Source organism: Pseudomonas graminis (genome assembly GCF_001705435.1).
Lineage (GTDB): Bacteria > Pseudomonadota > Gammaproteobacteria > Pseudomonadales > Pseudomonadaceae > Aquipseudomonas > Aquipseudomonas graminis_B.
This window is the reverse complement of sequence record NZ_MDEN01000069.1, coordinates 23,426-48,866: the sequence shown is the minus strand read 5'-3', so window position 1 is coordinate 48,866 and position 25,441 is coordinate 23,426. Positions and strand designations below refer to the sequence as shown.

Below are 25,441 nucleotides of genomic sequence, written 5' to 3'. Positions count from 1 at the left end.
ACCCAGCCCCCTTGCAAAGGACCGACCGCAACGCAGTCTCCGTCAAAAGAGCCTGAAGCCTGTCCGCTACGGATTTGGTTGCACAACCGGACGCCTTGACGATAGTCGAATGGCTGCACGGGCCGAAAAATGCGTTCATGCTTGCCTCATAAAAGCATCAACCAGGCTCGTTCGGTGGCGTCCGCTGAAGATGCAAAAAATTGCGAAGAATCGGACATGGCGATCCCGGCCAGGTTGAACGAGGCACTGCGCGAACACCGCGCCGCCCGAACCTGGCGACTGACCACGGGAACGCATGCCGTCAATTTGGTGCTGCAGATTTTGGAGACGCGTTAATGGCGTATAACGAAGCAGTCGACGTAGTGCTGGTCGGGGCAGGCATCATGAGTGCCACCCTCGCCGTACTGCTCAAAGAGCTGGACCCGAACCTCAAGGTTGAAGTCGTCGAGCTGATGGATTCCGGTGCTGCAGAGAGCTCCAACCCCTGGAACAACGCGGGCACCGGCCACGCCGGGCTGTGCGAGCTGAACTACACGCCGGAAGCGGCCGATGGCTCGATCGATACCAAAAAAGCGATTCACATCAACACCCAGTTCGAGGTCTCGAAGCAGTTCTGGGCCTACCTGGCCCGCAAAGGCACGTTTGGCTCATCGCGCTCGTTCATCACGCCGGTTCCGCACCTGAGTTTCGTTCAGGGTGAAAAGGGCATGGCGTACCTGAAAAAGCGTTACGAAGCCCTGCGTACCCACCACGCCTTCTCCTCCATGGAATACACCGAAGACAAAGCCAGACTGGCCGAGTGGATGCCGCTGATGATACCTGGCCGTCCTGTCGATGAGCCTATCGCAGCGACCCGGGTCATGCACGGCACCGACGTCAACTTCGGCAACCTGACCAACCTGCTGCTCAAGCATCTGGCCAGCGCACCCGATGCGCAGGTCAAATACTGCAAACGGGTTACCGATCTGAGCCGCAAGGGCGACGGCTGGACCGTCACCATCAAAGACGTGAACAACGGCAGCACCCGTGACATCGACGCCAAATTCGTGTTTCTGGGCGCGGGCGGTGCAGCGCTGCCATTGCTGCAGATGTCCGGCATCGAGGAAGGCAAGGGTTTCGGCGGCTTCCCGGTGAGCGGCCAGTGGCTGCGCTGCGACAACCCTGAAGTGGTCAAGCGCCACCAGGCCAAGGTGTACAGCCAGGCGGCGGTGGGTTCGCCGCCGATGTCGGTGCCGCACCTGGACACCCGCGTCGTTGACGGCAAGACCTCCCTGCTGTTCGGCCCGTACGCCGGTTTTACCACCAAGTTCCTCAAGCACGGTTCGCTCATGGACCTGCCGCTGTCGATCCGCGCGGCCAACATCGCGCCGATGCTGGCGGTGGCCCGCGACAACATGGACCTGACCAAATACCTGATCAGCGAAGTGCGGCAGTCGATGGAGCAGCGGCTCGATGCACTGCGCCGTTTCTACCCGGAAGCCAAAGCCGAAGACTGGCGTCTGGAAGTGGCCGGCCAGCGCGTACAGATCATCAAGAAAGACCCGAAAAAAGGCGGCGTCTTGCAGTTCGGTACCGAGTTGGTGTCGGCGAAGGACGGTTCCCTCGCCGCACTGCTGGGCGCCTCGCCAGGCGCTTCAGTGACCGTCTCGATCATGCTGGATCTGATCGAGCGCTGCTTCCCGGACAAAGCCCGCACCGAGTGGGCCGCCAAGCTGAACGAGATCTTCCCGGCGCGTGAAAAGGCACTGGAAACCGATGCGCAGCTTTATCAGCGCGTCAGTGCCCAGAGCGACGCCAGTCTGGATCTGGCGCAGAACAGCGCAGCGGCAACGTTCGCCTGATCGCTGGCCTGCTCTAAGAAAGCTGTAAAACAAAACCCCCCCACATCAGGCGGGGTTTTGTTTTTTTCATTAGGCCGGATCGGCTGTAGCCGCAAAGCAATTTTGCGGCTTGAACATCACTTCATCACGAATCTGACGGAATAGGCCTGCATCGAGTTCGTGCCTTTGATTACCGAGGCAATGCACTCGGCTGGGACCTTCCCGATTGATGTGCCCGTTGCAGATTTCTCCGGCGCCGGCGTGATCGAGACCCAACTGAACGTCACTGAGTGGGCCGCCCTGAACTCACAGACTTTGCCCTCCCCGCTCACGCGGAAGCTCGCTGCATCATTGCGCGGATTCTTCAGCGGGATGGACACAGACGCGGTGGGTGCGTCAGCCGAAAAGCCATAGCCGGTGTAATCGGCATTGGCCGACGCCCAACTGGCCCATACCAGCGCGAGGTCGGTGCCAGACTGATTCCACATTTCGATGTTGAGCTGGATTTTGCTGGGATAAGCCGCCTGAGCGGATACTGCCGCAACCATCATGGTGATGACGGCGATACTGCGAGTGACGTAATTTCCTATCGTTTGCATGTCATGAATTCCCTTTCCAATCATTAAGGCGAGCGTCCTGCTCGCGTCCTTGTGAACGGTGTCACAGGTCTGATTATGGTTTGACGCACGGCTTTCGGTAGTCGCAAACGCCGAAGGCTGCGGTAGGAAGGGTCTTTCGATTATGTAGTGACGGGCTGGAAGCAGGAACCTGCTGAATAACCGGAGGGGAGCATTGGGCGCCGGAGGATGGCGCCCGGGAATTGCATGATTCAGCCTTTAGCGTTCTTGATCAGCTCAATGTATTCCTCGGCGTTGCGTTGATCCTTGATCAGCGTAACGAAGTCATCGCCGTGCTCGTCTTTGCCGTCGAGGTCGTAACCGGCTTCCTTGAAGAACGTCAGAAAACGCCCGAAGTCGTCGACGCGCAGGCCACGGTAGGCCTTGATCAGCTTGTGCAGCGAAGGCGAAGTGGCGTCGACCGGTTCGAAATCGAGGAACAGCTTGATCTGGGCGTCGCCGATTTCATCGCCAATCACCTGCTTCTTATCTTTACGCATTGCTGACTCCAACTGACTTGCGGGACATATCACGGGCGGGCAGTTTACCCCCCGCCCGGCCGCGGGCTCAACGCGCGCGTACGCTGCCGGTGTGCAGGTCAGCCCAGACGTGACCGTTGGCATAGCTGAGGAACTGGCAGTAGACCTTTTCGTTACGCAGCAAATCCACGAGCACGCGGTATTGCGTTGCCGGGTAATACAGCGTCAGCGTGCGCGAAGGTTCGTCGTAGGTCGGTTTTTTCAGGCTTTTGCTTTCGCCGTCGAAGTGGATCAGCACGTCGGCAATGGTCGCCCCCTTGTTCATGGGTTTGCCTTTGAGGCGCAGGATCAGCGGTGAAGTGACCGGGATCGGCTGCTGATTCGACTGCCGCTGGCTGCCGACTACCACCGAATACTCGGTGATCTGCAGCAATTGCTGCTGCTCGGGTTCGCCCTCGCGCACGGACAACTCGTCCGGCGGCAGGTATTGCGCGTGCATGGGTTCAGAGAAGGCGGGGAGTGGCAGCGTCAACAGCAACATAAACGCAGCGGTACTTCGAAACGATAACGTCATGGGCGCCTCCCGAAAAAGTGGGGGGCACTCTAGCATGCGGAGTCATGCCGCCCCTCCACACTCTCCGGTCCCTGCAACACCCGAAATCTTTGTTGACTGTGGCATTTGTGGAGCGAGCAAGCTCACCCCGACACTATGATGATGCTTGTCTTACATGCCTTTGACGGCATAGATCCCGGCCGCGTTGCGCCAGTAGCCCTTGTAGTCCATACCGTAACCGAAGATGTAGCGGTCGATGCAAGGCAGGCCGACGAAATCGGCTTTCAGGTCAGGACGCGCTTTGCGGTCGTGGTCCTTGTCGATCAGCACCGCGGTGTGAACAGCGCGCGCGCCGGCATGTTTGCAGAAGTCGATGATCGCGCCGAGGGTATGACCTTCGTCGAGGATGTCGTCAATGATCAGCACATCGCGATCGATGAACGAGACTTCGGGCTTGGCTTTCCAGAACAGGTCACCGCCGCTGGTTTCGTTGCGGTAGCGGGTGGCGTGCAGGTAGGACGCTTCCAGCGGGAAATTCAGATGAGTGAGCAGCTTGCCGGCGAAGATCAGGCCACCATTCATGACGCAAAATACCACCGGGTTACGGTCGGCCAGCACGCCATTGATTTGCTCGCCGACGCGGGCGATGGAGGCCTCGACTTCGGCCTCGTTGTAAAGGCAGTCAGCCTCGCGCATGACTTGACGGATATGCTCGAGATCAGCGGACATGACGCTCTCCAAGGGGGCTGTGTAAGGAAAAGCGGGCAAAGGTACGCATCCGCCGACATCAGGGCAAGTGTTTCTGGACTAATGTTGCACTGCCGTTCCAGAAATGTCGGCGCCCGAACCTAACCGTAAGGACAAGTTACAGCTGAATAGATTAATCTAAGCCGTTTTTTTTGCCCGCCCGCTGGAGCCTTTCCCCTATGCCCATTCGTGAGATCCGCCATCCGCTGATCCGCCACAAGCTCGGCCTGATGCGCCGTGCCGATATCAGCACCAAGAATTTTCGTGAACTGGCTCAGGAAGTCGGCGCGCTGCTGACGTACGAAGCGACCAAGGATCTGCCGCTGGAAACCTACGAGATTCAGGGTTGGGCCGGCACGGTTCAGGTCGAGAAGATCGCCGGCAAGAAGATCACCGTGGTGCCCATCCTGCGGGCCGGCATCGGCATGCTTGAAGGCGTCCTCAGCCTGATCCCGGGCGCCAAGGTCAGTGCCGTGGGCGTCGCGCGCAATGAAGAAACCCTCGAAGCCCACACGTATCTGGAAAAGCTCGCTCCCGAGATCGACCAGCGTCTGGCGCTGATCATCGACCCGATGCTCGCCACCGGTTCCTCCATGGTTGCCACCATCGACCTGCTGAAAAAAGCCGGTTGCCGCGACATTCGCGCGATGGTCCTGGTGGCTGCGCCGGAAGGCATCGCCACGGTCGAGAAGGCCCACCCGGACGTCAACATCTATACCGCGTCCATCGATCAGCAACTGAACGAACACGGCTACATCATTCCGGGCCTGGGCGACGCCGGCGACAAGATTTTCGGCACCAAGCAGAAGGACGCCTGATGAAGCCGGATGAGTTCAACGATCCACTCTGGCGCACGATCTTGTCGGGCGCGCAGATGCTGTTCGTGGCATTCGGCGCGCTGGTATTGATGCCACTGATCACTGGCCTCGACCCCAACGTGGCGCTGTTCACGGCGGGTGTGGGCACCTTGTGCTTCCAGGTGGTGACAGGCCGTCAGGTGCCGGTCTTCCTTGCGTCGAGCTTTGCGTTCATTACCCCGATCATCCTCGCCAAGGGCCAGTTCGGTCTTGCTGCGACCATGGGCGGCGTGATGGCAGCGGGCTTTGTCTACACCTTCCTTGGCCTGGCCGTGAAGGTCAAAGGCACCGGTTTTATCGACCGCCTGCTGCCGCCGGTGGTGATTGGCCCGGTGATCATTTCCATCGGTCTGGCGATGGCACCCATTGCCGCCAACATGGCGATGGGCCGGACGGGTGATGGAGCCGCTGAGCTCATCCCATACAACACCGCCATCATCATTTCGATGGCGGCGCTGCTGACGACGTTGATCGTCGCGGTGTTCGGCAAAGGCATCTTTCGCCTGGTGCCGATCATCTCGGGCGTACTGGTGGGTTTTGCGCTGTCGTTCTATTTCGGCGTGGTCGATGTAGCGAAGATCGCCGCCGCACCCTGGCTGGCCTTGCCGCACTTCACGGCGCCGGAATTCAACTGGCAGGCCATCCTGTTCATCGTGCCGGTGGCACTGGCTCCGGCCATTGAGCACATCGGTGGCGTGATTGCAGTGGGCAGCGTGACGGGCCGTGATTATCTGAAGAAGCCCGGCCTGCACCGGACATTGCTGGGTGACGGCATCGCGACCACCGTGGCCGGCGCCTTCGGTGGCCCGCCCAACACCACCTACGCCGAAGTCACCGGCGCGGTGATGCTCACTAAAAACTACAACCCGAAGATCATGACCTGGGCGGCAATCTTCGCCATTACCCTGGCGTTCATTGGCAAGTTCGGCGCGTTGCTGCAAAGCATTCCGGTGCCGGTCATGGGCGGGATTCTGTGCCTGCTGTTCGGCTCGATCGCGGCGGTGGGCATGAACACGCTGATCCGCCACAAGGTTGATCTGGCCGAAGCGCGCAATCTGGTGATCGTGTCCGTCACGCTGGTGTTCGGCATTGGCGGCGTGCTGATCGGCACCGGCAACGGCCCTGATGATTTCGGCATGAAAGGCATCGCGCTGTGCGCCGTCACGGCCATCGTGCTGAACCTGATCCTGCCGGGCAATGACGCGTGGAAGAACAAGCACCTGGATGATCAGCTGCCGTAGTTCTACAGCGTTATGAAAAGGGGGCATCATTCACGTGATGCCCCCTTTTTCTGGGATTCTGTGGGAGTAGCTTAGATTTGCGGCGTACACCAGCTTGCTCACGAAGGCGGCGCATCAGGTTCATCAATGCCGCTTGAGCAGACGCATTCGCGAGCAAGGTGGAACGCCACCCCGGTCGCTCCCACGGGGAATGAACACAACACCTAATTTCAGGTTATTACACCACCATCGCCGGTGCCTTTTCGCACAATGTATTCAGCGCCTTCGCCCAGTTCGGGTCGTCATTGAGGCATGGAATAAGCACCAGCTCCTCGCCCCCGGCTTCCCTGAACACTTCAGCCCCGCGATCACCAATTTCTTCCAGCGTTTCGATGCAGTCCGCGACAAACGCCGGGCACATGACCAGCAGTCGCTTCACGCCTTGAGCAGCAAGCTCCTCCAGATGCGGTTCGGTGTAGGGTTCGATCCACTTCGCACGGCCCAGGCGCGACTGAAACGACACCGACCACTTGCCATCGGCAATCCCCATCAGCTTGGCGAACTCTGCCGCTGAGCGCATGCACTGCGCGCGGTAGCAGACCGCCAGGACATCGGGCGACGCTGTTTCGCAGCAGTTGCCGCTTTTGAAACAGTGATTGCCCGTCGGGTCGAGCTTGGTGAGATGCCGCTCGGGCAAGCCGTGAAAACTCAGCAACAGATGATCGTATTCCTGCTGCAAATGCGGTCGCACACTGGCCACCAACGCGTCGAGGTATTCCTGCTGATTGAAGAACGGTGTCAGCAGCGAGAAGTCGAAATTCAACTTTTTGTCACTGACGACGCGTTTGGCTTCTTCAATCACCGTGGTCACTGTGCTGTCGGCGAACTGTGGATACAGCGGCGCCAGGGTGACCTTTTTGATGCCCTGGGCTGCCAGGCGCGTGAGCACGGTCTCGATCGAGGGCTCGCCGTAACGCATCGCCAGTTCGACCGGGCCGTGTTTCCATTCCTTGACCATGGCCTGCTGAAGTCGCTTGCTCAGCACCACCAGCGGCGAACCCTCGTCCCACCAGATTGACGCGTACGCATGGGCCGACTGCTCCGGGCGCTTGATCAGAATCAGCGAGACGATCAAGCGACGCACTGGCCACGGCACGTCAATAACGTAAGGGTCCATCAGGAACTGATTGAGGTAGCGGCGCACGTCAGCGACCGACGTGGACGCCGGTGAGCCCAGGTTAACCAGCAATAAAGCGTGATCGGTCATGCAACACCTTGATGTCAGTGGCGGCCCAGAAGATTTTCCAGGGCTGCGCGCAGATCAGTGAATCGGAAAGTGAAACCCGCCTCTTGCAGACGGTCTGGCCGAGCGCGTTGACCGCCCAGCAGCAGGATTGACAGCTCGCCCAGCAATAAGCGAAGTGCTACGGCCGGCATCGGCATGAATGATGGTCGGTGCAGCACGGACGCAAGCGTCTTGGCAAAATCCCGATTGCGAGCCGGTGACGGCGCGCAGGCATTATATGGACCTCGTGCGTCATCCCGGTTCATCAGAAAATCAATCAGGGCGATTTGATCCTCGATGTGAACCCACGGCATCCACTGGCGTCCGTTGCCGATCGGCCCGCCCATGCCCATCTTGAAGGGCGGCAGCAGGCGTTGCAGCATGCCGCCTTCGTCGGCCAATACCAGACCGGTGCGCACCAGCACCACGCGAATGCCCAGCGTTTCTGCACGTTGCGCGGTTTCTTCCCAGGCAATGCACAGGCGACTGGCGAAATCCTCGCTGACCGGTTGCGCGTCTTCGTCGAGTTCGCGCTCACCGCCATCGCCATACCAACCAACGGCGGAACCGGAAATCAACACGCCGGGTTTCTGGTCGCGGCGTTCAAGCCAGGTGACCAATTGCTCGGTGAGGGTAATGCGACTGTCCCACAGCAGTATTTTCCGTTTGCGGGTCCACGGGCGATCCGCGATGGGCGCGCCGGCCAGATTGACCACCGCATCGACGTGCTGACTGCCGATGTCATCGAAGTGTGCAATCCCGCGAACACTGGCGCCGCATAGCCGCTCCACTTCCTCGGGTTTGCGACTCAAAACCGTCAGTTGATGGCCCTGCGCGAGCCAGTGTTTACACAAACGACGCCCTATCAAGCCTGTACCGCCGGTCAGCAAGATGTGCATGACTGAGTTCCTTACGTGGCGTTCATCGCAATTGCGGAGTCTATTTCTTCACAAGCCATGAGCTCGTGCGCGGAATGATCACTCAACTTTAGGTCAAGTTACGGCGCTCCACTCCACCGCTGTTCTTTAGGGCAGCCCGATCGTGCAGTTGAACGATTGCAGCAAAGCGTCAGACTTGTCAGCGAGCCCTTGGAAGGTCCGCGTCCTGCCTCTGCAGGGCGACAACTTATACCGAAAAACGGCATTGTACAGCTTTTGCCTGAGGCGTAGTCTGTGCAGACAAGGTAACGAGGCCCCTATGACTGTCCCCATTGCAATCATCGGTACCGGCATCGCCGGACTCTCCGCCGCCCAGGCGCTGCAAGCCGCCGGGCATAGCATTCATCTCTTCGACAAGAGCCGCGGCAGTGGCGGCCGCATGTCCAGCAAACGCAGCGATGCCGGCGCACTGGACATGGGTGCGCAGTACTTCACCGCCCGCGATCGCCGCTTTGCCGCCGCCGTGCAGCAGTGGCAGGCCGAGGGCCACGTGGCCGAGTGGAAGCCGCTGCTTTACAACTTTCATGGTGGAAAACTCAGCCTGTCGCCCGATGAGCAAGTGCGCTGGGTCGGCGCGCCGCGCATGAGTGCAATCACCCGGGCCATGCTCGGCGACCTGCCGGTGACGTTTTCCTGCCGCATCACCGAAGTCTTTCGTGGCGAACAACACTGGAATCTGCTGGATGCCGACGGCCAAAGCCATGGCCCGTTCAGTCATGTCGTCATCGCCATTCCCGCGCCCCAGGCCACTACCCTGCTGGCCGACGCACCGAAACTGGCAAGCGTTGTGGCGGGCGTGAAAATGGAGCCGACCTGGGCCGTCGCGCTGGCCTTCGACACCCCGCTGGATACGCCACTTGAAGGCTGCTTCGTGCAGGACAGCGCCATCGACTGGCTGGCCCGCAACCGCAGCAAGCCCGGACGCGACAGCCAGATGGATACGTGGATTTTGCACGCCACCAGCGCCTGGAGCCGTCAGCATGTCGACATGCCCAAAGAAGAGGTCATCGATCAGTTGCACGGCGCATTTGCCGAGCTGATGAATTGCGCAATGCCGGCCCCGGCGTTCACCCTTGCCCACCGCTGGCTGTACGCAAGACCGGCTGGCGGGCGCGAAGTCGGCGCGTTGTCGGATGCGGATCTGGGCCTTTACGTCTGCGGCGACTGGTGCCTGTCAGGCCGTGTCGAGGGCGCATGGCTGAGCGGCCAGGAAGCCGCACGGCGTTTGCTGGAACACCTCAAATGAATCGACTCAATCCGCGCAAGCTGCTGCTGTCGAAGTGGACGGCAGCATCCCCTCAACATCGTGAGAAGCACTTTCTGGTCACCGAACTTTTTTGTGATGAAGAAGGCACAGTGCTGGAGATTGAGCTGCAGGCGGTGATGACCAAACGCAGCCAGAAGCTGCCTTGGCAGACGCTGCAAAATGACCAGAGCTGGAAGATGGGCTGGAAATAATCCCCTCCAAATCGTCCCACCACCCCGCAATTGCAGCTAAATCCCCGCATCTTGTCGTTTCATTCCGCGATCTTGTACAAATTATTTGACTTGCACTGCCACAAACCTATCATGGGCAAATGTTGTACAGAGAAACGAATCTGTATAAGAAGTCCATCGAGGGTTTGTCCATGTCTGCTGTACTCGATCATTCATCAGATCAAGCCTCCAAACCCAAGTTGGGCGTCAGCGCCTGCCTGATGGGTGTGGAGGTCAGGTTCAACGGCGGGCATAAGGAATCTCACCTTCTGACCCGAGCCCTCACTGAATATTTCGATTTCGTGCCCGCGTGCCCCGAAGTCGCCATCGGCATGGGCATTCCTCGCGAAGCCATCCGTTTGGTGGGTGACCCGGAGCATCCCCAAGCGGTCGGCAGTGTTCACCACGCCATGAACGTGACCGAGCAACTGGCTGATTACGGCGAACACATGGCCACCGAGATGTCCGACATCTGCGGCTACATCTTCATGCAGAAATCGCCGTCGTGCGGCCTGGAGCGCGTGAAGGTTTACCGCGACAACGGCGTGCCGTTTGAAACCGGCGGACGCGGCATTTATGCCCAGGCGTTTTGCGCACGCCACCCTGATCTGCCGGTGGAAGAAGACGGTCGCTTGAACGATCCGGTCCTACGGGAGAACTTCATTACCCGTGTGTTTGCCTATGCCGCCTGGCAGACGCTACTGAAAAACGGCATCACTCGCCGCGCGCTTACCGAGTTTCATGCCCGCTATAAATACCAGCTGATGGCCAACGACCCCATCCAGTACAAGACGCTGGGGAATCTGCTGGGCACCATGGGCCGAAATGACCCGGCCGAGATCGCCCCGCGCTATTTCAGTCAGTTGATGAGCGCGCTCAAGAAACCGGCGACACGGCGCACCCATACCAACGTATTGCAGCATCTGTGCGGCTATCTGCGCCAGACACTCAGTGCGTCCGACAAGAAAGAAATCCAGGGCCTCATCAATCAGTACCACCAGGGCATCGTGCCGCTGGTTGTACCGCTGACGCTGCTCAAACACCATTTCCGTCGACACCCCGACCCGTACATTGCACTGCAGGTGTATCTGCAGCCGCATCCGGAAAACCTCAGTCTGCGCAACGCGATTTGACCATGACCCCTAATGAGCAACAACTGCCGGAAGGCGACCCGCAGGACCCCGCGAGCGCGTTTGAAAACGGCTGGCTGCCGATTCGCGAAATCGCCCGCCTGACCGGCGTAAACGCTGTGACATTGCGCGCCTGGGAACGCCGCTACGGCCTTATCGTTCCCCACCGCACGCCCAAGGGCCACCGGCTCTACAGCCACGAGCATGTCGACCGCGTGCTGACCATTCTTACGTGGCTGAACCGCGGCGTGTCGGTCAGTCAGGTCAAGCAACTGATCGATGATCAGCAGGCACCCGCGCCGAGTGTCGAGAACGATTGGGACATTCTTCGCCAGACCCTTCAGGACGCCATCGGCGCCCTGGCCGAGCGACGCCTGGATGATTCGCTCAACCGCGCGATGTCGCTGTATCCACCGCGCACGCTCTGTGAACAACTGTTACTGCCGTTGCTGGCGTCCCTCGAGCAGCGCTGGCAGGGCCAGTTCGGCGCGCAGCTGGAGCGGGTGTTTTTCTACTCGTGGCTGCGCAGCAAGTTCGGCGCCCGGCTGTATCACAACAATCGTCAGGTCAGCGGCGCGCCCTTGCTGCTGGTCAACCAGTCCGATCTGCCGCTCGAACCGCATTTGTGGCTGACCGCGTGGCTGCTCAGCAGTGCCGATTGCCCGGTTGAAGTGTTCGACTGGCCTTTGCCCGCCGGCGAACTCGCCCTGGCCTGCGAATACCTCAAGCCACGCGCAGTGCTGTTGTATTCCAGCAAATCACTGAATGTCGGCCACTTGCCTCGTCTGCTGCACAACATCGAGTGCCCGAAGTTGATCGTCGGGCCCGCGGTGCGCATTCATTCGACGGAATTATCCGCAGCCGAGGCTGAAGTCTCCGGCCTCTCCCTCGCCGAAGACCCTTTGACCGCCCAGGCCGCGTTGCAGCGGCTGGGGCTTCTCTAAGGAATAACCATGCAATTGATATGGCTGCGCAGCGATCTGCGTGTGCACGACAACACCGCGCTGAGCGCTGCCATGGAGCAGGGCCCGACTCTGGCCGTGTACATGATCAGCCCGGGCCAGTGGCAGAGCCATGACGATGCCCCATGCAAAGTCGATTTCTGGCTGCGCAACCTCCGCGAGTTAAGCAAGGCACTTGCGGCGCTGAACGTCCCTCTGCTGATGGTCCAGGCAGACACGTGGGCGCAGGCACCCAAGGCGATCCTTACCTTGTGTCAGCAACACGGGGTCGACAGCGTGCACGTCAACGACGAGTACGGCATCAACGAGACCAAACGTGATCGTGAGGTGGAGAGCGCACTCGACGGCGCGGGCATTCTGTTTCATCGCCACCTCGACCAGCTGTTTTTTCAGCCGGGCAGCGTGCTGACCAAAAGCGGCGGTTACTTCAAGGTCTTCACGCAATTTCGCAAGGTCTGTTACGCCCGCTTGCATTACTCCATGCCAGCGCTGGTTGCATTGCCCAAGGCACAGCAGAAGCTGTCCATCAAAAGCGATGTCGTGCCGGACGCGGTCAAGGGTTTCGCCGCGCCGACCGAAAGCCTGCGCTCCCTCTGGCCTGCCGGTGAGGACGAGGCGCGTGATCGCCTGCACAACTTCACCGACGAGCAAGTGCATTACTACGATCAAGAGCGCGACTTTCCTGCCAAGCCTGGCACCAGCCAGCTGTCTGCGTACCTGGCGGCCGGTGTGATTTCGCCCCGCCAGTGTCTGCATTCGGCGCTGCGCAGCAACAATGGGGAGTTTGAAACCGGCAATTCGGGTTCGGTGACCTGGATCAACGAGCTGCTCTGGCGTGAGTTCTACAAGCATGTGCTCGTAGGCTTTCCCCGTGTCTCCCGTCATCGCGCCTTCCGGCCGGAAACCGAAGCGCTGAAATGGCGCCATTCGCCGGAGGATCTGGAAGCCTGGCAACAGGGCCGTACGGGTCTGCCGATTGTCGATGCAGCCATGCGTCAGTTGCTTGAAACTGGCTGGATGCACAATCGCCTGCGGATGATCTCGGCGATGTTCCTGACCAAGAATCTGCTGATCGACTGGCGTGAAGGTGAACGCTATTTCATGCAGCACCTGATCGACGGCGATCTCGCGTCGAACAATGGCGGCTGGCAATGGAGTTCATCAACCGGCACCGACGCGTCGCCTTACTTCCGGATCTTCAATCCGCAAAGTCAGTCGGAGCGCTTTGACCCGGAAGGTCGATTCATCAAGCAGTGGGTGCCTGAACTGGCTGAGTTGAACAAGCGCGACATCCATAAACCCACCGCTCAGGGCGGGCTGTTCGGCGTGGAAAGTTACCCCGCGCCCATCGTCGATTTGAAAGCCAGCCGCGAACGCGCGCTGCAAGCGTTCAAGTCGCTGCCCCAGCGCAAGGCCGAGACGCAGGAGAATGGGTGAGCATTCGTCACACCGGTTAGCCGTCCGCTGCGCGGTGATTTAAACTGCCGCCCATGACGACTGTGATCCCTTCGCTTCAACTCCCTGCCGAACCCGCTATCACGTGTTCCACCTGTGCGGCCTGCTGCTGTCAGCTGGAAGTCATGCTGATCACCGACACCGGCGTGCCCGAGCGGTACATTGACACCGATGACTGGGGCGGCGAAGTCATGCTGCGCCTGGACGATGGATGGTGCGCAGCGCTGGATCGCGACACGATGATGTGCACGATCTACGACCGTCGGCCGTTGATTTGCAGGGAATTCGAAATGGGTGCGCCGGAGTGCATTGCCGAAAGAGAAGGGATTGCGACGGCCTATTTGTGATGGTCGCGACAAGCAGGAAGCCTGGGGGTTGATGTTCGCCTGCACCAGCCGCGTTGGCTGATACATTCCCGGCCAAAGCCGGTCCTACGAGGTGATTTTTCAGTAGGACCGGCCTCAGCCGGGAGGAAGCGGGTGGTACGTTGCAGGTGCGGTTAAACCGCTCGCGCAATACGCAATCAAACGCTTAGAACGGCATCGTGTAGTGAATCGCGTAGCTCTCGATACCGTCGTTGTTGGTGGTCATGCCGCCGTTGGAGTAGTGAGTGGCGCGCAGGCCAACTTCATGTCCGCCCGCGAAGCGCAGACCAAAACCCAGACGGTCTTCAAACTGGAACGCGCTGCCCAGTTTGTTGCCTTCCACTTCGGTGCGCTGGAATACAGCGGCGCCGATACCGGCCTCAATGTACGGCTTGACGCTCTCACCCGAGAACTCATAAACGAATACCGGGGAAAAAGACAGGCTGTTATTACTGGAATTCTTGTCGCCTTCCCAGTATGTATAGGCACCGCTCCAGTAGCCGGTCAGGCGACCAACACCGGTTTGCCACCAGCTTTTATCCCAATCAAACTGCGCGCCCAGACGATAAGTCATGGTGGATTCGCCAGTCTGTCCTACGGAAAACTCGACCCCATCAGCTTGTGCAATTGCGCTTTGCCCCAACAAAGCAGCCGCAATCGCAGCCAAACAAAACAGTCGCTTCATCTGAAACATCCTATTTTCGAAAGCAGTTAGAAATTTTTTATATCGACAGAAGTGCTGTAGAAGCCGGCGGCTGAACTTTAGTTCACCCACAGACGAAGCGATTCACGTTTTTTTCACGAAACGAAGCTTCGCACATTGTCGGAGTTGTTACAAAGCACGCGTAGGACGTTTCTGAAATCTTCTGGATCGCCGGTCGTCCAGAACTGGGCAGTCCGAGGATGACCGCTCGCCAGCAGCTCGCGCTCACCCAATAACCGCTGCAACTGCCGGGCTACAGCGGCGCCGGTATCGATGAGCGTAATGGACGCCGGGATCATTTCCCGCAGCAACGGCTTGAGAAACGGGTAATGGGTGCAGCCCAGAATGATGGTGTCGCAGCCCGCGGCGAGTAGCGGCGCGACGTAACCCTGCAGCAGCTGGCGAATCGTTGGGCTGACCAGATCGCCCGTCTCGATCAACTCGACCAGTCCCGGACAAGGCTGCGTGATGACGTGCACGTCTGCCGCGAAGCGATCGAGCAATGCGGCAAACTTGGCGCTTTGCAAGGTGCCCGTGGTCGCCAGCACACCCACGACACCGGTTCGTGTCGCTGCGGCCGCAGGTTTGACCGCCGGCTCCATTCCCACCAGCGGCCAGTCAGGATAGCGGGCGCGCAAGTCAGCGATGCCCGCCACCGTCGCCGTATTGCAGGCGATCACCAGCGCCTTGGCGCGCTGAAGCTGGAAGAACTCGGCAATCGTCGCGCAACGTTCGCGAATGAATTCGGGGGTTTTCTCGCCGTAGGGGATGTGGCCGCAGTCGGCGACGTAGAGCAACGATTCCCGTGGCAGCAACTGCTGTATTTCCGCCAGCACCGACAACCCGCCGACGCCGGAATCGAACACCGCCACCGGGGCATCGCTGTCTCTATTCATGCTCGGCGGCAGCTCGGAGCCCGGTACCGCAGACGCTGCAGCCAGGATCGCGTTTGACTTTCAATTCGCGGAATCGCGTGCTCATGGCATCGATCAGCAGCAGTCGCCCCACCATTGGTTCGCCAAAGCCGGCCAGCAGCTTGAGGGCCTCAAGGGCCTGCAAACTGCCCACCAACCCTACCAACGGGCCGATCACGCCGGCTTCGCTGCAGGTCAGTTCGGTCTCGCTGCCGTGCCCGTACAGGCAGTGGTAGCAAGGACTCTCCGGACGGCGCGGGTCGAATACCGACAGTTGCGCTTCGAGGCGGATCGCAGCGCCGCTGACCAATGGCTTGCACGCGGCGACGCAGGCCGCATTGACCGCCTCGCGCGTCGAGAAATTGTCCGAGCAGTCCAGGACCAGATCGACCCCGGCAACGGCTGCCGCCAGTGAGTCGACATCAAGGGCCGCGCGATGGGCGACCAGTGTGATCTGTGGATTGATGGCGGTCAGCCGGGTGATGGCTGAATCGACTTTGCTTAAGCCCACGCTCGGGGTGTCATGAATGATCTGGCGTTGCAGGTTGGTCAGATCGACGCTGTCGAAATCCGCCAGATGCAACTCTCCGACGCCGGCCGCCGCCAGATACAACGCTGCCGGCGAACCCAGTCCGCCGAGGCCGACGATCAGCACGCGGCTCTGCTTGAGGCGCAGTTGACCGTCGATGTCGACTTGTTGCAGAAGGATCTGCCGGCTGTAGCGCAGCAGCTCCTCGTCCGTCAGCACGGCACCCGCCCGAAGGTGATGCGTTCGTGGTCGCCCAGATCGCGGCGGGTCTTGATCTCTTCGAACCCGTGCTCAAGCAACAGCTCGCGCACTGCTGCGCCTTGATCGTAGCCATGCTCCAGCAACAGCCAGCCACCGGCTTCAAGGTGCGCGGGCGCTTGCGACACAATCAGACGCAGATCATCCAGGCCATCGGTGCCGGAGACCAGCGCGCTGCTTGGCTCGAAGCGCACGTCACCTTCGACCAGGTGCGGATCGTTGGAGGCAATATAAGGCGGGTTGCTTAGGATCAGGTCAAAACGCTGACCCTCGACAGCACTGAACCAGTGGCTGTGCAAGACCTTGGCGTTATCGAGGTGCAGGCGCTGACGATTGCGCTCGGCAAGCTCGACCGCCTCTTCAACGCGATCCACCGCCGTGACGTTCCACTGCGGACGATCCTTGGCCAGCGAAAGCGCGATGGCGCCGGTGCCAGTGCCGAGATCGAGCAGCGTGTGGGGAATCGCACCGGGCAAAAGCTCCAGCGCGGTTTCCACCAGCATCTCGGTTTCAGGCCGCGGGATCAGCGTATGGGGCGCGACTTCCAGGTCGATATTCCAGAACCCTTGCAGGCCCAGGATGTACGCGACGGGTTCGCCGGTCCGTCGACGCTTGAGATAGCCGTCGAAGGCATGCGCCGCTTCGGTGCTGACAATACGCTCGGGCCAAGTGTGGAGAAAACTGCGCGGCTTGCCCAGGGCAGCGGCCAGCAACAATTCTGCATCCAGACGCGCTGTCGGAGAGTCCGGCAGCTCGGCGCTTCTTAACAAGCTGGCGATGATGGTCATTTAATCACCCAGTGCCGCAAGTTGATCTGCCTGATACTCGGCAAGTAACGGTTCTATCACTGCATCGACCCCGCCGGCCAGAACTTCATCAAGGGAATAGAGCGTCAGGTTCACGCGGTGATCCGTGACTCGCCCCTGTGGAAAATTGTATGTACGAATGCGTTCCGAGCGATCCCCGGAACCTACCAGCAATTTGCGCTCGCTGGCGATAGCGTTGGCCGCCGCAGCGGTCTGCTGATCGTTGAGCTTGGCCGACAGCCAGGACATGGCCCGCGCGCGGTTCTTGTGCTGCGACCGTTCTTCCTGACACTCCACCACAATGCCGGACGGCAAGTGCGTGATGCGGATGGCCGAATCGGTCTTGTTGACGTGCTGACCACCGGCGCCGGATGAGCGATAGGTGTCAACGCGCAAGTCGGAAGGGTTGATCTCGATGGTCTGCTGTTCGTCAGGCTCTGGCAACACAGCCACCGTACACGCGGAGGTGTGAATTCGGCCCTGGGATTCGGTTTCCGGGACGCGCTGAACACGATGCACACCCGACTCGAATTTCAGCTTGCCGTAGACATGCTCGCCCTCGACCCGCGCGATGACTTCCTTGTAGCCGCCATGTTCGCCAATGTTCTCGGACAGGATCTCGACACGCCATCCACGTCGCTCGGCATAGCGGGAATACATGCGGAACAGGTCGCCGGCGAAAATCGCTGCTTCGTCGCCGCCGGTGCCGGCGCGGATTTCCAGAAACACGTTGCGGCCATCGTTCGGGTCTTTGGGCAGCAGCATTTTCTGCAGATCAGCCTCAAGCACCAGCAACTGATCCTTGGCATCGCGCACCTCTTCGACTGCCATTTCGCGCATGTCGGGATCGCTGTCCTTGAGCAGCGCCTGCGCGCCTTCGAGGTCGGCCTGCACTTTCTGCAGTTGCCGGTACACCTGAATCACTGGCTCGACTTCGGCGTACTCGCGGGAGTACGCGCGAAATTTGGTTTGATCAGAGATGACTTCGCCATCGCCGAGCAGCGCGGTCAATTCCTCGAAACGGTCGCTGAGCACGTCCAGCTTATTAAGCAGTGAAGCTTTCATTGCGGGGATTTATCCGTGGAGCCCTCGTTGAGGGCAAAAAGTTCCTGGGCCATGGCCAGCGCATCGACGCGGCCTTCAGCGGACAGCTTTTTTAGTTGCACGCTGGGGGCGTGCATCAATTTATTCGTCAGGCCCCGTGCCAGCGCCATTAACACGTCTTCGGCGTTGCTGCCATTGGCGAGCATGCGCTGGGCCTTTTGCAGTTCTTCGTCACGCAGGCGTTCGCTCTGCTGACGATACGCCTTGAGCACGTCGACCGCCGCCAGTTCGCGCAGCCGCGACATGAAATCGTCGACGCCCACGCTGACCAGTTCTTCGGCCGCCTGCGCCGCGCCCTGACGGCTCTTGAGGTTTTCGGCGACGACTTCGTGCAGATCGTCCACGGTATAGAGGTAGACGTCGTCGAGCTCGCCGACCTCAGGCTCGATGTCGCGCGGCACGGCGATGTCGACCATGAAGATCGGCTTGTGCTTGCGCAGTTTCAGCGCACTTTCAACGGCGCCCTTGCCCAGAATCGGCAACTGGCTGGCCGTGGAACTGATGACAATGTCGCTGTTGACCAGCTCGGCCGGAATGTCGGCCAACAGCACCGCGTGGGCACCGAACTGCTCGGCGAGAATATTCGCGCGTTCGAGGGTGCGGTTGGCAACGACGATACGCTTGACCCCGAGATCGTGCAGGTGACGCGCGACCAGAGTGATGGTCTCCCCTGCCCCGATCAGCAACGCCTGACTGCGCTGCAGGTCGCTGAAAATCTGCTTGGCCAGGCTGACGGCGGCAAAAGCGACGGAGACCGGGTTCTCGCCGATGGCTGTGTCGGTGCGCACCTGCTTGGCAGCGCTGAAGGTGGCCTGAAACAGTCGCCCGAGCAACGGCCCAACCGTGCCGGCCTCCCGTGCCACGGCATATGCCGATTTCATCTGACCAAGGATCTGCGGCTCGCCGAGCACCAGCGAATCCAGCCCCGACGCCACGCGCATCATGTGCCGCACCGCCGCGTCGTCTTCATGCACATAGGCACTGGCGCGCAGCTCATCGACATTCAGGTGGTGATAATCCGCCAGCCAGCGCAACACGGCTTCGGCGGTCAGCTGATCCTGCTCGATATACAGTTCGCTGCGATTGCAGGTGGAGAGAATGGCCGCTTCCCGGCTTCGGGTCAGGCGGCAAAGCTGCTGCAGCGCCTCAACCAGCTGTTCAGGCGTAAATGCCACGCGCTCGCGGACATCGACTGATGCAGTCTTATGGTTGATACCCAGAGCAAGAAAGGCCATTCAAGGTCGCTGATGGTGACGTGAAGCCGGCAATTGTCCTACTTCGATAGAGGGAGGACAACCACCGCAATACATTCAGAACGTCCGCAGCCCGCTATTGTCCCTATACAGATTGCGTATCACCGCGTCCGGCCTGCGACAAAATGTCCGCGCGCAGGCTGTAGATTGAGCGTATCCAGATTTCGCGCGGGCTGTGGGTTTGCTCCCGGCCTTGTGTCATGATGCTTCCAAACCGCAGGTAAGCCGCCCCTCTTCTATATGAATAAATCCTCCGCGCTGTTCCTTGCCCTTGTCGCTCTGAGTGGCTGCCAGTCTACGGCCTCCGTTTCTACGGAGCCCTCCGCTCCGGCGAAAGAAGCGCCGCCCGCACCCGATGCCAAACCTCAGGTGTACGGCTCGTTTACTCAGGAAACCGTCGTCAGCCTGCTGACAGCCGAACTTGCCGGCCAGCGCAACCGTTTCGACATCGCGCTGGACAACTATGTGACCCAGGCGATTCAGACACAGGATCCAGGGATTTCCGAGCGTGCCTTCCGCATCGCCGAGTATCTGGGCGCCGATCAGGCGGCCCTCGACACATCGATGATCTGGGCGAAAAACGATCCGAGCAATCTCGAGGCACAGCGCGCGGCAGCGATCCAGCTGGCGCGGGCCGGGCGCTACGACGACTCCATGCGCTATATGGAGAAAGTCCTTCAGGGACAGGGCGATACGCATTTTGATTTTCTCGCGCTGTCGGCGTCGGAAACCGATTCCAATACGCGCAAAGGGCTGATCACCAGCTTTGATCGCCTGCTGATGAAGTACCCGAAAAACGGCCAGCTGATCTTCGGCAAGGCGTTGCTCCTTCAGCAGGAAGGCGACAGTGCCGCCTCCCTGAAACTGCTCGAAGACAACCCGCCGGGCGAAGGCGAAGTGGCGCCGATCCTGCTGCGTGCTCGCTTGCTGCAAAGCATGGACCGCGGCAAGGAAGCGATCCCGCTGCTGGAAAAAAGCATCAAGAAATACCCGGACGACAAGCGTCTGCGCCTGACTTATGCGCGCATGCTGGTGGAACAGAACCGCATGGAAGACGCCAAAGTGCAGTTCTCCAGCCTGGTCCAGCAGTACCCGGATGACGACGAGTTGCGCTATTCCCTTGCCCTCGTGTGCCTGGAAAACAAGGCATGGGACGAAGCGCAGGGTTACCTCGAAGACCTCGTCGCCCGCGGCAGTCACGTCGACTCAGCCCACGTCAACCTCGGTCGCATTTACGAAGAGCGCAGCGACCCACAGACGGCGCTGGCCGAATACGCTCAGGTGGGCCCCGGCAATGACTTCCTGCCTGCGCAACTGCGTCAGGCCGATATCCTCATGAGCAACGGCAACAGCGCCGAAGCCTCGAAGCGGCTGGCTCAGGCCCGCGCCGACCAACCCGACTACGCCATTCAGCTTTTTCTGGTCGAAGCCGAGACCCTGGCCAACAACAACCAGAGTGATCGCGCCTGGCAAGTGTTGAGCCAGGCGCTCAAGCAGTACCCGGACGATCTGAATCTGCTTTACACCCGCTCGATGCTGGCGGAGAAGCGCAACGATCTGAAACAGATGGAGAGCGACCTTCGGGCGATTCTCAAACGCGAGCCGGATAACGCCATGGCGCTGAACGCGCTGGGCTACACGCTCTCGGATCGTACGACGCGCTACGCCGAAGCCAAGGAACTGATCGAGCGCGCGCACAAGATCAATCCGGAAGACCCGGCGGTGCTCGACAGCCTCGGCTGGGTCAATTACCGCCTGGGCAATCTGGATGAGGCCGAACGTCTGCTGCGCCAGGCGCTGGAGCGTTTTCCGGACCACGAAGTCGCTGCGCACCTGGGCGAAGTCCTCTGGGCCAAAGGCGAGCAGCGTGAAGCCCGCAAAGTGTGGGCCAAGGCCCTTGAACAACAACCTGACAGCCCGGTCCTGCGCAGCACCATCAAACGCCTGACCGGCGCCGAGACTCTTTGAATTTATGCAATTGCGCCACGTACTCGTATTCAGTCTGATCGCCCTGCTCGCTGGCTGTGCCGGCATGTCCTCCCGCGAAGCCGTACAAGGCAAGGGCGACGCCAGTCAATGGCGTGCGAACAAGGAACAACTCAGCAGCCTTGATGGCTGGCAGATCAACGGCAAGGTTGGCATCCGCGCACCAAAGGATTCCGGCAGCGGCACGCTGTTCTGGCTGCAACGCCAGGATTACTACGACATTCGCTTGTCCGGCCCGCTGGGTCGCGGTGCTGCCCGCTTGACCGGTCGCCCTGGCGCAGTCTCACTGGAAGTGGCCAATCAGGGCCGCTACGACGCGCCGGATCCGGAAACCCTGCTCAAGGACCAACTGGGCTGGAAACTGCCGGTGTCCCATCTGGTCTGGTGGGTGCGCGGCTTGCCCGCCCCGGACAGTAAAAGCAGCCTGACGCTCGACGGTGACAGTCGCTTGTCCAGCCTGGCGCAGGATGGCTGGCAGATCGAATACCTGAGCTACACCCAGCAGAACGGTTTCTGGCTGCCTGAACGCATGAAGCTGCACGGGCAGGACCTGGACGTCACGCTGGTCATCAAGGACTGGCAACCTCGCAAACTGGGCCAATGAGCATGTCGCAACCACGACTGACACTGCCCGCCCCTGCCAAACTGAATCTGATGCTGCACATCACCGGGCGCCGCGCTGACGGTTATCACGAACTGCAGACGTTGTTTCAGTTTCTCGATCACGGCGATGAGCTCAGTTTCGCGCTTCGGAACGACGGAGAGGTGCGCCTTCAGACGGAAATCGCCGACGTCCCCCACGACAGTAATCTGATCGTCAGAGCGGCTCGCGCCCTCAAAGAGCAATCCGGTTGCTCGCTTGGCGTTGATATCTGGCTGAAAAAAGTCCTGCCCATGGGTGGCGGCATTGGCGGCGGAAGCTCCGATGCGGCAACGACATTGCTCGGCCTGAATCATCTCTGGCAGCTTGGCTGGGATGAAGATCGGCTAGCGGCGCTGGGCCTCAAGCTTGGGGCAGACGTGCCGGTTTTCGTGCGTGGACATGCCGCTTTTGCCGAGGGCATCGGCGAGATACTGACCCCCGTAACCCCCGAAGAACCTTGGTATCTGGTGCTGGTGCCGCAAGTATCTGTAAGTACAGCAGAAATTTTTTCAGATCCGCTGTTGACACGTGACACTCCGCCCATTAAAGTGCGCCCCGTTCCCAAGGGAAACAGTCGAAACGACTGCTTACCGGTTGTAACGAGGCGGTATCCAGAAGTTGGTAACGCTTTGAATTTGCTAGGTAAATTTACCGAAGCAAAATTAACCGGAACTGGAAGTTGTGTGTTTGGGGCCTTCCCAAGCAAAGCTGAAGCTGATAAAGTCTCGGCCCTTCTTACAGAGACCCTTACGGGGTTTGTAGCAAAAGGCGCAAACATCTCGATGTTGCACCGGAAGTTACAAACGCTGCTCTAAAAGGAACCGAGTGCCAGGCACTCGTGCAACAGATACAGGGGCGTCGCCAAGCGGTAAGGCAGCAGGTTTTGATCCTGCCATGCGTTGGTTCGAATCCAGCCGCCCCTGCCATTTTCCTATAGTCATCCAGGCATACCCTAAGCCTCCAGGTACTGCGCGTGTCCAAGATGATGGTCTTTACGGGGAACGCCAACCCCGATCTGGCTCGGCGTGTCGTACGTCAGCTGCATATCCCTCTCGGTGACATCTCTGTTGGAAAGTTTTCCGACGGTGAGATTACCGCTGAGATCAATGAAAACGTTCGCGGTAAAGACGTCTTCATTATCCAGCCGACCTGCGCTCCGACCAACGATAACCTGATGGAACTCGTCGTGATGGCTGACGCCTTCCGTCGCTCCTCGGCCACTCGTATCACTGCTGTAATCCCTTACTTTGGTTATGCCCGCCAGGATCGCCGTCCGCGTTCCGCCCGTGTGGCTATCAGCGCTAAAGTGGTTGCGGACATGCTCACCGTCGTCGGTATCGACCGTGTGCTGACTGTCGACCTGCACGCCGACCAGATTCAAGGCTTCTTCGATATTCCGGTAGATAACATCTACGGCTCCCCGGTTCTGGTGGATGACATCGAAGACCAACGCTTCGAAAACCTGATGATTGTCTCCCCGGATATCGGCGGCGTCGTGCGTGCACGTGCTGTTGCCAAGTCCCTGGGCGTCGATCTGGGCATCATCGACAAGCGCCGCGAGAAGGCCAACCACTCCGAAGTGATGCACATCATCGGTGATGTCGAAGGCCGTACCTGTATTCTCGTCGACGACATGGTCGATACCGCCGGCACCTTGTGCCACGCGGCCAAGGCGCTGAAAGAACACGGCGCTGCCAAGGTTTTCGCGTATTGCACACACCCTGTTCTGTCGGGCCGTGCAATCGAGAACATCGAAAATTCCGTGCTGGACGAACTGGTGGTGACGAACACCATCCCGTTGTCCGCTGCAGCACAGGCCTGTGACCGTATCCGTCAACTGGATATCGCACCGGTAGTCGCTGAGGCGATGCGTCGCATCAGCAATGAAGAATCGATCAGCGCGATGTTCCGATAAGGGCCCTGCCCTGCCGAACCATCCGTTGACGAAAAGCGCCCCGCCCCGACACTCAATGCCGGGGCGGGGCTTTTTTGCCCATACCGTGTCTGGCGCTGGTCGCAAACGCCGCTCGGTCATGGCTATATTGGAGATGCAAAATGAACGAATTTACTCTGAACGCCCAAGCGCGTACTGACCTGGGGAAAGGTGCGAGCCGCCGCCTGCGTCGTCTCGCCGCCTCCGTCCCAGCCGTTGTTTACGGTGGTGGCCAGGAAGCAACTTCGATCACCATCGAAGCCAAAGAACTGGCAAAAATGTTCGAAAACGAAGCTGCCTACAGCCACGTTATCGAGCTGAACATTGCTGGCGCCAAGCAGAACGTCATCGTTAAAGCGATGCAGCGTCACCCTGCCAAGCAGTTCATCATGCACGCTGACTTCATCCGCGTCGTGGCTGGCCAGAAACTGACCGCTATCGTTCCAGTGCACTTCATCAACGAAGAAGCACCGGTCAAGAAAGGCGGCGAGATCTCGCACACCACCACCGAGCTGGAAGTGACCTGCCTGCCGAAAGACCTGCCTGAGTTCATCGAAGTTGACCTGGGCGCTCTGGAAATCGGCGACAACGTTCACCTGTCCGACGTTAAAGCACCTAAAGGTGTTGAATTCGTTGCTCTGGCGCACGGCAAGGACCTGGACATCGCTAACGTCCACGCTCCTCGCATCGTCCAGGACGAAGAAGAAGGCACCGCAGAAGGCGAAGCAGAGTAATTATTACTCGCTAGCCGGTTGAACCCGTGATGATGCTCGCCATCATCACACTCGACCCAAGGAAGAGCCCCTGACGTGACCGCCATCCAACTGATCGTCGGCCTGGGAAATCCAGGCCCCGAATACGAACAGACCCGGCATAACGCAGGGGCTCTTTTCGTTGAGCGCATTGCCAGCGCACAGCGTGTCAATCTGACCGCTGACCGCAAATATTTCGGCCTGACGGCTAAATTCAGTCATCAGGGCCAAGACGTTCGTCTGCTGATCCCCACCACCTACATGAACCGCAGCGGCCAGTCCGTGGCAGCTCTGGCGGGTTTCTTCCGGATTCCTCCGCAAGCCATTCTGGTGGCCCACGACGAACTCGACCTGCCTCCGGGCGTCACCAAACTCAAACTGGGTGGCGGGCACGGCGGGCATAACGGGTTGCGCGACATTATTGCGCAGCTCGGCAACCAGAACGGCTTCCACCGCCTGCGGCTTGGCATCGGCCACCCGGGCGACGCCAGTCTGGTGTCCAACTTCGTCCTGGGTCGAGCGCCACGCGCCGAGCAGGAAAAACTGGATGCCAGCATCGACTTTGCCCTCGGCGTGCTGCCGGATGTACTCGCTGGCGACTTCGCCAAGGCGATGCGCGTCCTGCACAGCCAGAAGGCCTGACATCACTCGAGGGG

The 25,441-nt window shown here is 59.8% G+C and carries 27 protein-coding genes and 1 tRNA gene; 16 read left to right on the top strand and 12 right to left on the bottom strand.

What is annotated here, in order from left to right; translation table 11 throughout:
* The first annotated feature begins 335 nt into the window (after positions 1–335).
* Positions 336–1,841, top strand: a complete 1,506-nt coding sequence (gene mqo / locus BBI10_RS22320; protein ID WP_065991798.1) for a malate dehydrogenase (quinone) — start codon at positions 336–338, stop codon at positions 1,839–1,841.
* Between the two features lie 116 nt (positions 1,842–1,957).
* Here the strand turns inward: mqo and BBI10_RS22315 are convergent, their stop codons facing one another.
* From BBI10_RS22315 to BBI10_RS22300, 4 genes are all read right to left on the bottom strand, one after another.
* Positions 1,958–2,443 (bottom strand): hypothetical protein, encoded by a 486-nt coding sequence (locus tag BBI10_RS22315; RefSeq protein WP_065991797.1) that lies wholly within the window; start codon positions 2,441–2,443, stop codon positions 1,958–1,960.
* A 206-nt stretch (positions 2,444–2,649) separates the two neighbouring features.
* The gene (locus BBI10_RS22310; protein ID WP_065991796.1) at positions 2,650–2,937 is read right to left on the bottom strand and encodes a PA4642 family protein; all 288 of its coding nucleotides are present in this window, start codon (positions 2,935–2,937) and stop codon (positions 2,650–2,652) included.
* Between the two features lie 67 nt (positions 2,938–3,004).
* Positions 3,005–3,490: a hypothetical protein gene (locus tag BBI10_RS22305; RefSeq protein ID WP_065991795.1), complete on the bottom strand. Its 486-nt coding sequence runs from the start codon at positions 3,488–3,490 to the stop codon at positions 3,005–3,007.
* 150 nt (positions 3,491–3,640) lie between these two features.
* The gene (locus BBI10_RS22300) at positions 3,641–4,198 is read right to left on the bottom strand and encodes a hypoxanthine-guanine phosphoribosyltransferase (RefSeq protein ID WP_037018287.1); all 558 of its coding nucleotides are present in this window, start codon (positions 4,196–4,198) and stop codon (positions 3,641–3,643) included.
* A 197-nt stretch (positions 4,199–4,395) separates the two neighbouring features.
* Here BBI10_RS22300 and upp point away from each other — a divergent pair, with 197 nt between their 5' ends.
* Both upp and BBI10_RS22290 read left to right on the top strand, forming a co-directional pair.
* The gene (gene upp, locus BBI10_RS22295; RefSeq protein ID WP_065991794.1) at positions 4,396–5,034 is read left to right on the top strand and encodes a uracil phosphoribosyltransferase; all 639 of its coding nucleotides are present in this window, start codon (positions 4,396–4,398) and stop codon (positions 5,032–5,034) included.
* Positions 5,034–6,314: a uracil-xanthine permease family protein gene (locus BBI10_RS22290; protein WP_065991793.1), complete on the top strand. Its 1,281-nt coding sequence runs from the start codon at positions 5,034–5,036 to the stop codon at positions 6,312–6,314. Before upp ends, BBI10_RS22290 begins: the two co-directional genes overlap by 1 nt.
* A 217-nt stretch (positions 6,315–6,531) precedes the next feature.
* On the opposite strand, the gene hemH is transcribed toward BBI10_RS22290, so the two are convergent.
* Together hemH and BBI10_RS22280 are read right to left on the bottom strand one after the other, a co-directional pair.
* Positions 6,532–7,560, bottom strand: coding sequence for a ferrochelatase (hemH, locus tag BBI10_RS22285; RefSeq protein WP_065991792.1), 1,029 nt, complete (start codon positions 7,558–7,560; stop codon positions 6,532–6,534).
* 14 nt (positions 7,561–7,574) lie between these two features.
* Positions 7,575–8,477, bottom strand: coding sequence for a TIGR01777 family oxidoreductase (locus tag BBI10_RS22280; RefSeq protein WP_065991791.1), 903 nt, complete (start codon positions 8,475–8,477; stop codon positions 7,575–7,577).
* Between the two features lie 298 nt (positions 8,478–8,775).
* Between BBI10_RS22280 and BBI10_RS22275 the strand changes: the two genes are divergently transcribed.
* The 6 genes from BBI10_RS22275 to BBI10_RS22250 all read left to right on the top strand — a co-directional run bounded on the left by BBI10_RS22275 (position 8,776) and on the right by BBI10_RS22250 (position 13,886).
* Complete coding sequence (locus BBI10_RS22275; protein WP_065991790.1) at positions 8,776–9,762, top strand: NAD(P)/FAD-dependent oxidoreductase; 987 nt, start codon at positions 8,776–8,778, stop codon at positions 9,760–9,762.
* Positions 9,759–9,974, top strand: a complete 216-nt coding sequence (locus tag BBI10_RS22270; protein ID WP_065991789.1) for a TIGR02450 family Trp-rich protein — start codon at positions 9,759–9,761, stop codon at positions 9,972–9,974. The genes BBI10_RS22275 and BBI10_RS22270 overlap by 4 nt, the downstream gene beginning before the upstream one ends.
* 170 nt (positions 9,975–10,144) lie before the next feature.
* Entirely contained in the window at positions 10,145–11,125 is a 981-nt protein-coding gene (locus BBI10_RS22265; RefSeq protein WP_065991788.1) for a 2-thiouracil desulfurase family protein, read from the top strand.
* A gap of 2 nt (positions 11,126–11,127) precedes the next feature.
* Entirely contained in the window at positions 11,128–12,066 is a 939-nt protein-coding gene (locus BBI10_RS22260; protein ID WP_083233233.1) for a MerR family transcriptional regulator, read from the top strand.
* A 9-nt stretch (positions 12,067–12,075) separates the two neighbouring features.
* A complete protein-coding gene (gene phrB, locus BBI10_RS22255; RefSeq protein ID WP_065991787.1) occupies positions 12,076–13,521 on the top strand; it encodes a deoxyribodipyrimidine photo-lyase in 1,446 nt (481 codons plus the stop codon).
* 53 nt (positions 13,522–13,574) lie between these two features.
* Positions 13,575–13,886 (top strand): YkgJ family cysteine cluster protein, encoded by a 312-nt coding sequence (locus BBI10_RS22250; RefSeq protein WP_074883972.1) that lies wholly within the window; start codon positions 13,575–13,577, stop codon positions 13,884–13,886.
* 184 nt (positions 13,887–14,070) lie between these two features.
* Here the strand turns inward: BBI10_RS22250 and BBI10_RS22245 are convergent, their stop codons facing one another.
* The 6 genes from BBI10_RS22245 to hemA all read right to left on the bottom strand — a co-directional run bounded on the left by BBI10_RS22245 (position 14,071) and on the right by hemA (position 19,453).
* A complete protein-coding gene (locus tag BBI10_RS22245; RefSeq protein ID WP_065991785.1) occupies positions 14,071–14,589 on the bottom strand; it encodes an acyloxyacyl hydrolase in 519 nt (172 codons plus the stop codon).
* Between the two features lie 113 nt (positions 14,590–14,702).
* Positions 14,703–15,503, bottom strand: coding sequence for a glutamate racemase (murI, locus tag BBI10_RS22240; protein ID WP_065991784.1), 801 nt, complete (start codon positions 15,501–15,503; stop codon positions 14,703–14,705).
* Positions 15,496–16,269, bottom strand: a complete 774-nt coding sequence (locus BBI10_RS22235) for a molybdopterin-synthase adenylyltransferase MoeB (protein ID WP_065991783.1) — start codon at positions 16,267–16,269, stop codon at positions 15,496–15,498. The genes murI and BBI10_RS22235 overlap by 8 nt, the downstream gene beginning before the upstream one ends.
* Positions 16,263–17,096, bottom strand: a complete 834-nt coding sequence (gene prmC / locus BBI10_RS22230; protein WP_065991782.1) for a peptide chain release factor N(5)-glutamine methyltransferase — start codon at positions 17,094–17,096, stop codon at positions 16,263–16,265. Before prmC ends, BBI10_RS22235 begins: the two co-directional genes overlap by 7 nt.
* On the bottom strand, positions 17,097–18,179 hold the full coding sequence (gene prfA, locus BBI10_RS22225) for a peptide chain release factor 1 (RefSeq protein WP_065991781.1): 1,083 nt from the start codon (positions 18,177–18,179) through the stop codon (positions 17,097–17,099). It lies immediately after the preceding gene.
* Positions 18,176–19,453: a glutamyl-tRNA reductase gene (hemA, locus tag BBI10_RS22220; RefSeq protein ID WP_065991780.1), complete on the bottom strand. Its 1,278-nt coding sequence runs from the start codon at positions 19,451–19,453 to the stop codon at positions 18,176–18,178. The genes prfA and hemA overlap by 4 nt, the downstream gene beginning before the upstream one ends.
* 258 nt (positions 19,454–19,711) lie before the next feature.
* On the opposite strand from hemA, the gene BBI10_RS22215 reads away from it, so the two are divergent.
* The 7 genes from BBI10_RS22215 to pth all read left to right on the top strand — a co-directional run bounded on the left by BBI10_RS22215 (position 19,712) and on the right by pth (position 25,427).
* Positions 19,712–21,439: a tetratricopeptide repeat protein gene (locus tag BBI10_RS22215; RefSeq protein ID WP_083233232.1), complete on the top strand. Its 1,728-nt coding sequence runs from the start codon at positions 19,712–19,714 to the stop codon at positions 21,437–21,439.
* A 4-nt stretch (positions 21,440–21,443) separates the two neighbouring features.
* Positions 21,444–22,061 (top strand): lipoprotein insertase outer membrane protein LolB, encoded by a 618-nt coding sequence (gene lolB / locus BBI10_RS22210; protein ID WP_065991779.1) that lies wholly within the window; start codon positions 21,444–21,446, stop codon positions 22,059–22,061.
* Between the two features lie 2 nt (positions 22,062–22,063).
* Positions 22,064–22,915 carry a 4-(cytidine 5'-diphospho)-2-C-methyl-D-erythritol kinase gene (gene ispE / locus BBI10_RS22205; RefSeq protein WP_065993142.1) on the top strand — a complete coding sequence of 284 codons (852 nt, stop codon included), beginning with the start codon at positions 22,064–22,066 and terminating at the stop codon, positions 22,913–22,915.
* Between the two features lie 36 nt (positions 22,916–22,951).
* Positions 22,952–23,026: transfer RNA gene (locus BBI10_RS22200), tRNA-Gln, on the top strand.
* Positions 23,027–23,073: 47 nt separating this feature from the next.
* Complete coding sequence (locus BBI10_RS22195; RefSeq protein ID WP_037018241.1) at positions 23,074–24,015, top strand: ribose-phosphate pyrophosphokinase; 942 nt, start codon at positions 23,074–23,076, stop codon at positions 24,013–24,015.
* A 140-nt stretch (positions 24,016–24,155) separates the two neighbouring features.
* Positions 24,156–24,767 carry a 50S ribosomal protein L25/general stress protein Ctc gene (locus BBI10_RS22190; protein WP_065991778.1) on the top strand — a complete coding sequence of 204 codons (612 nt, stop codon included), beginning with the start codon at positions 24,156–24,158 and terminating at the stop codon, positions 24,765–24,767.
* Between the two features lie 75 nt (positions 24,768–24,842).
* The gene (pth, locus tag BBI10_RS22185) at positions 24,843–25,427 is read left to right on the top strand and encodes an aminoacyl-tRNA hydrolase (protein WP_065991777.1); all 585 of its coding nucleotides are present in this window, start codon (positions 24,843–24,845) and stop codon (positions 25,425–25,427) included.
* Positions 25,428–25,441: the final 14 nt, after the last annotated feature.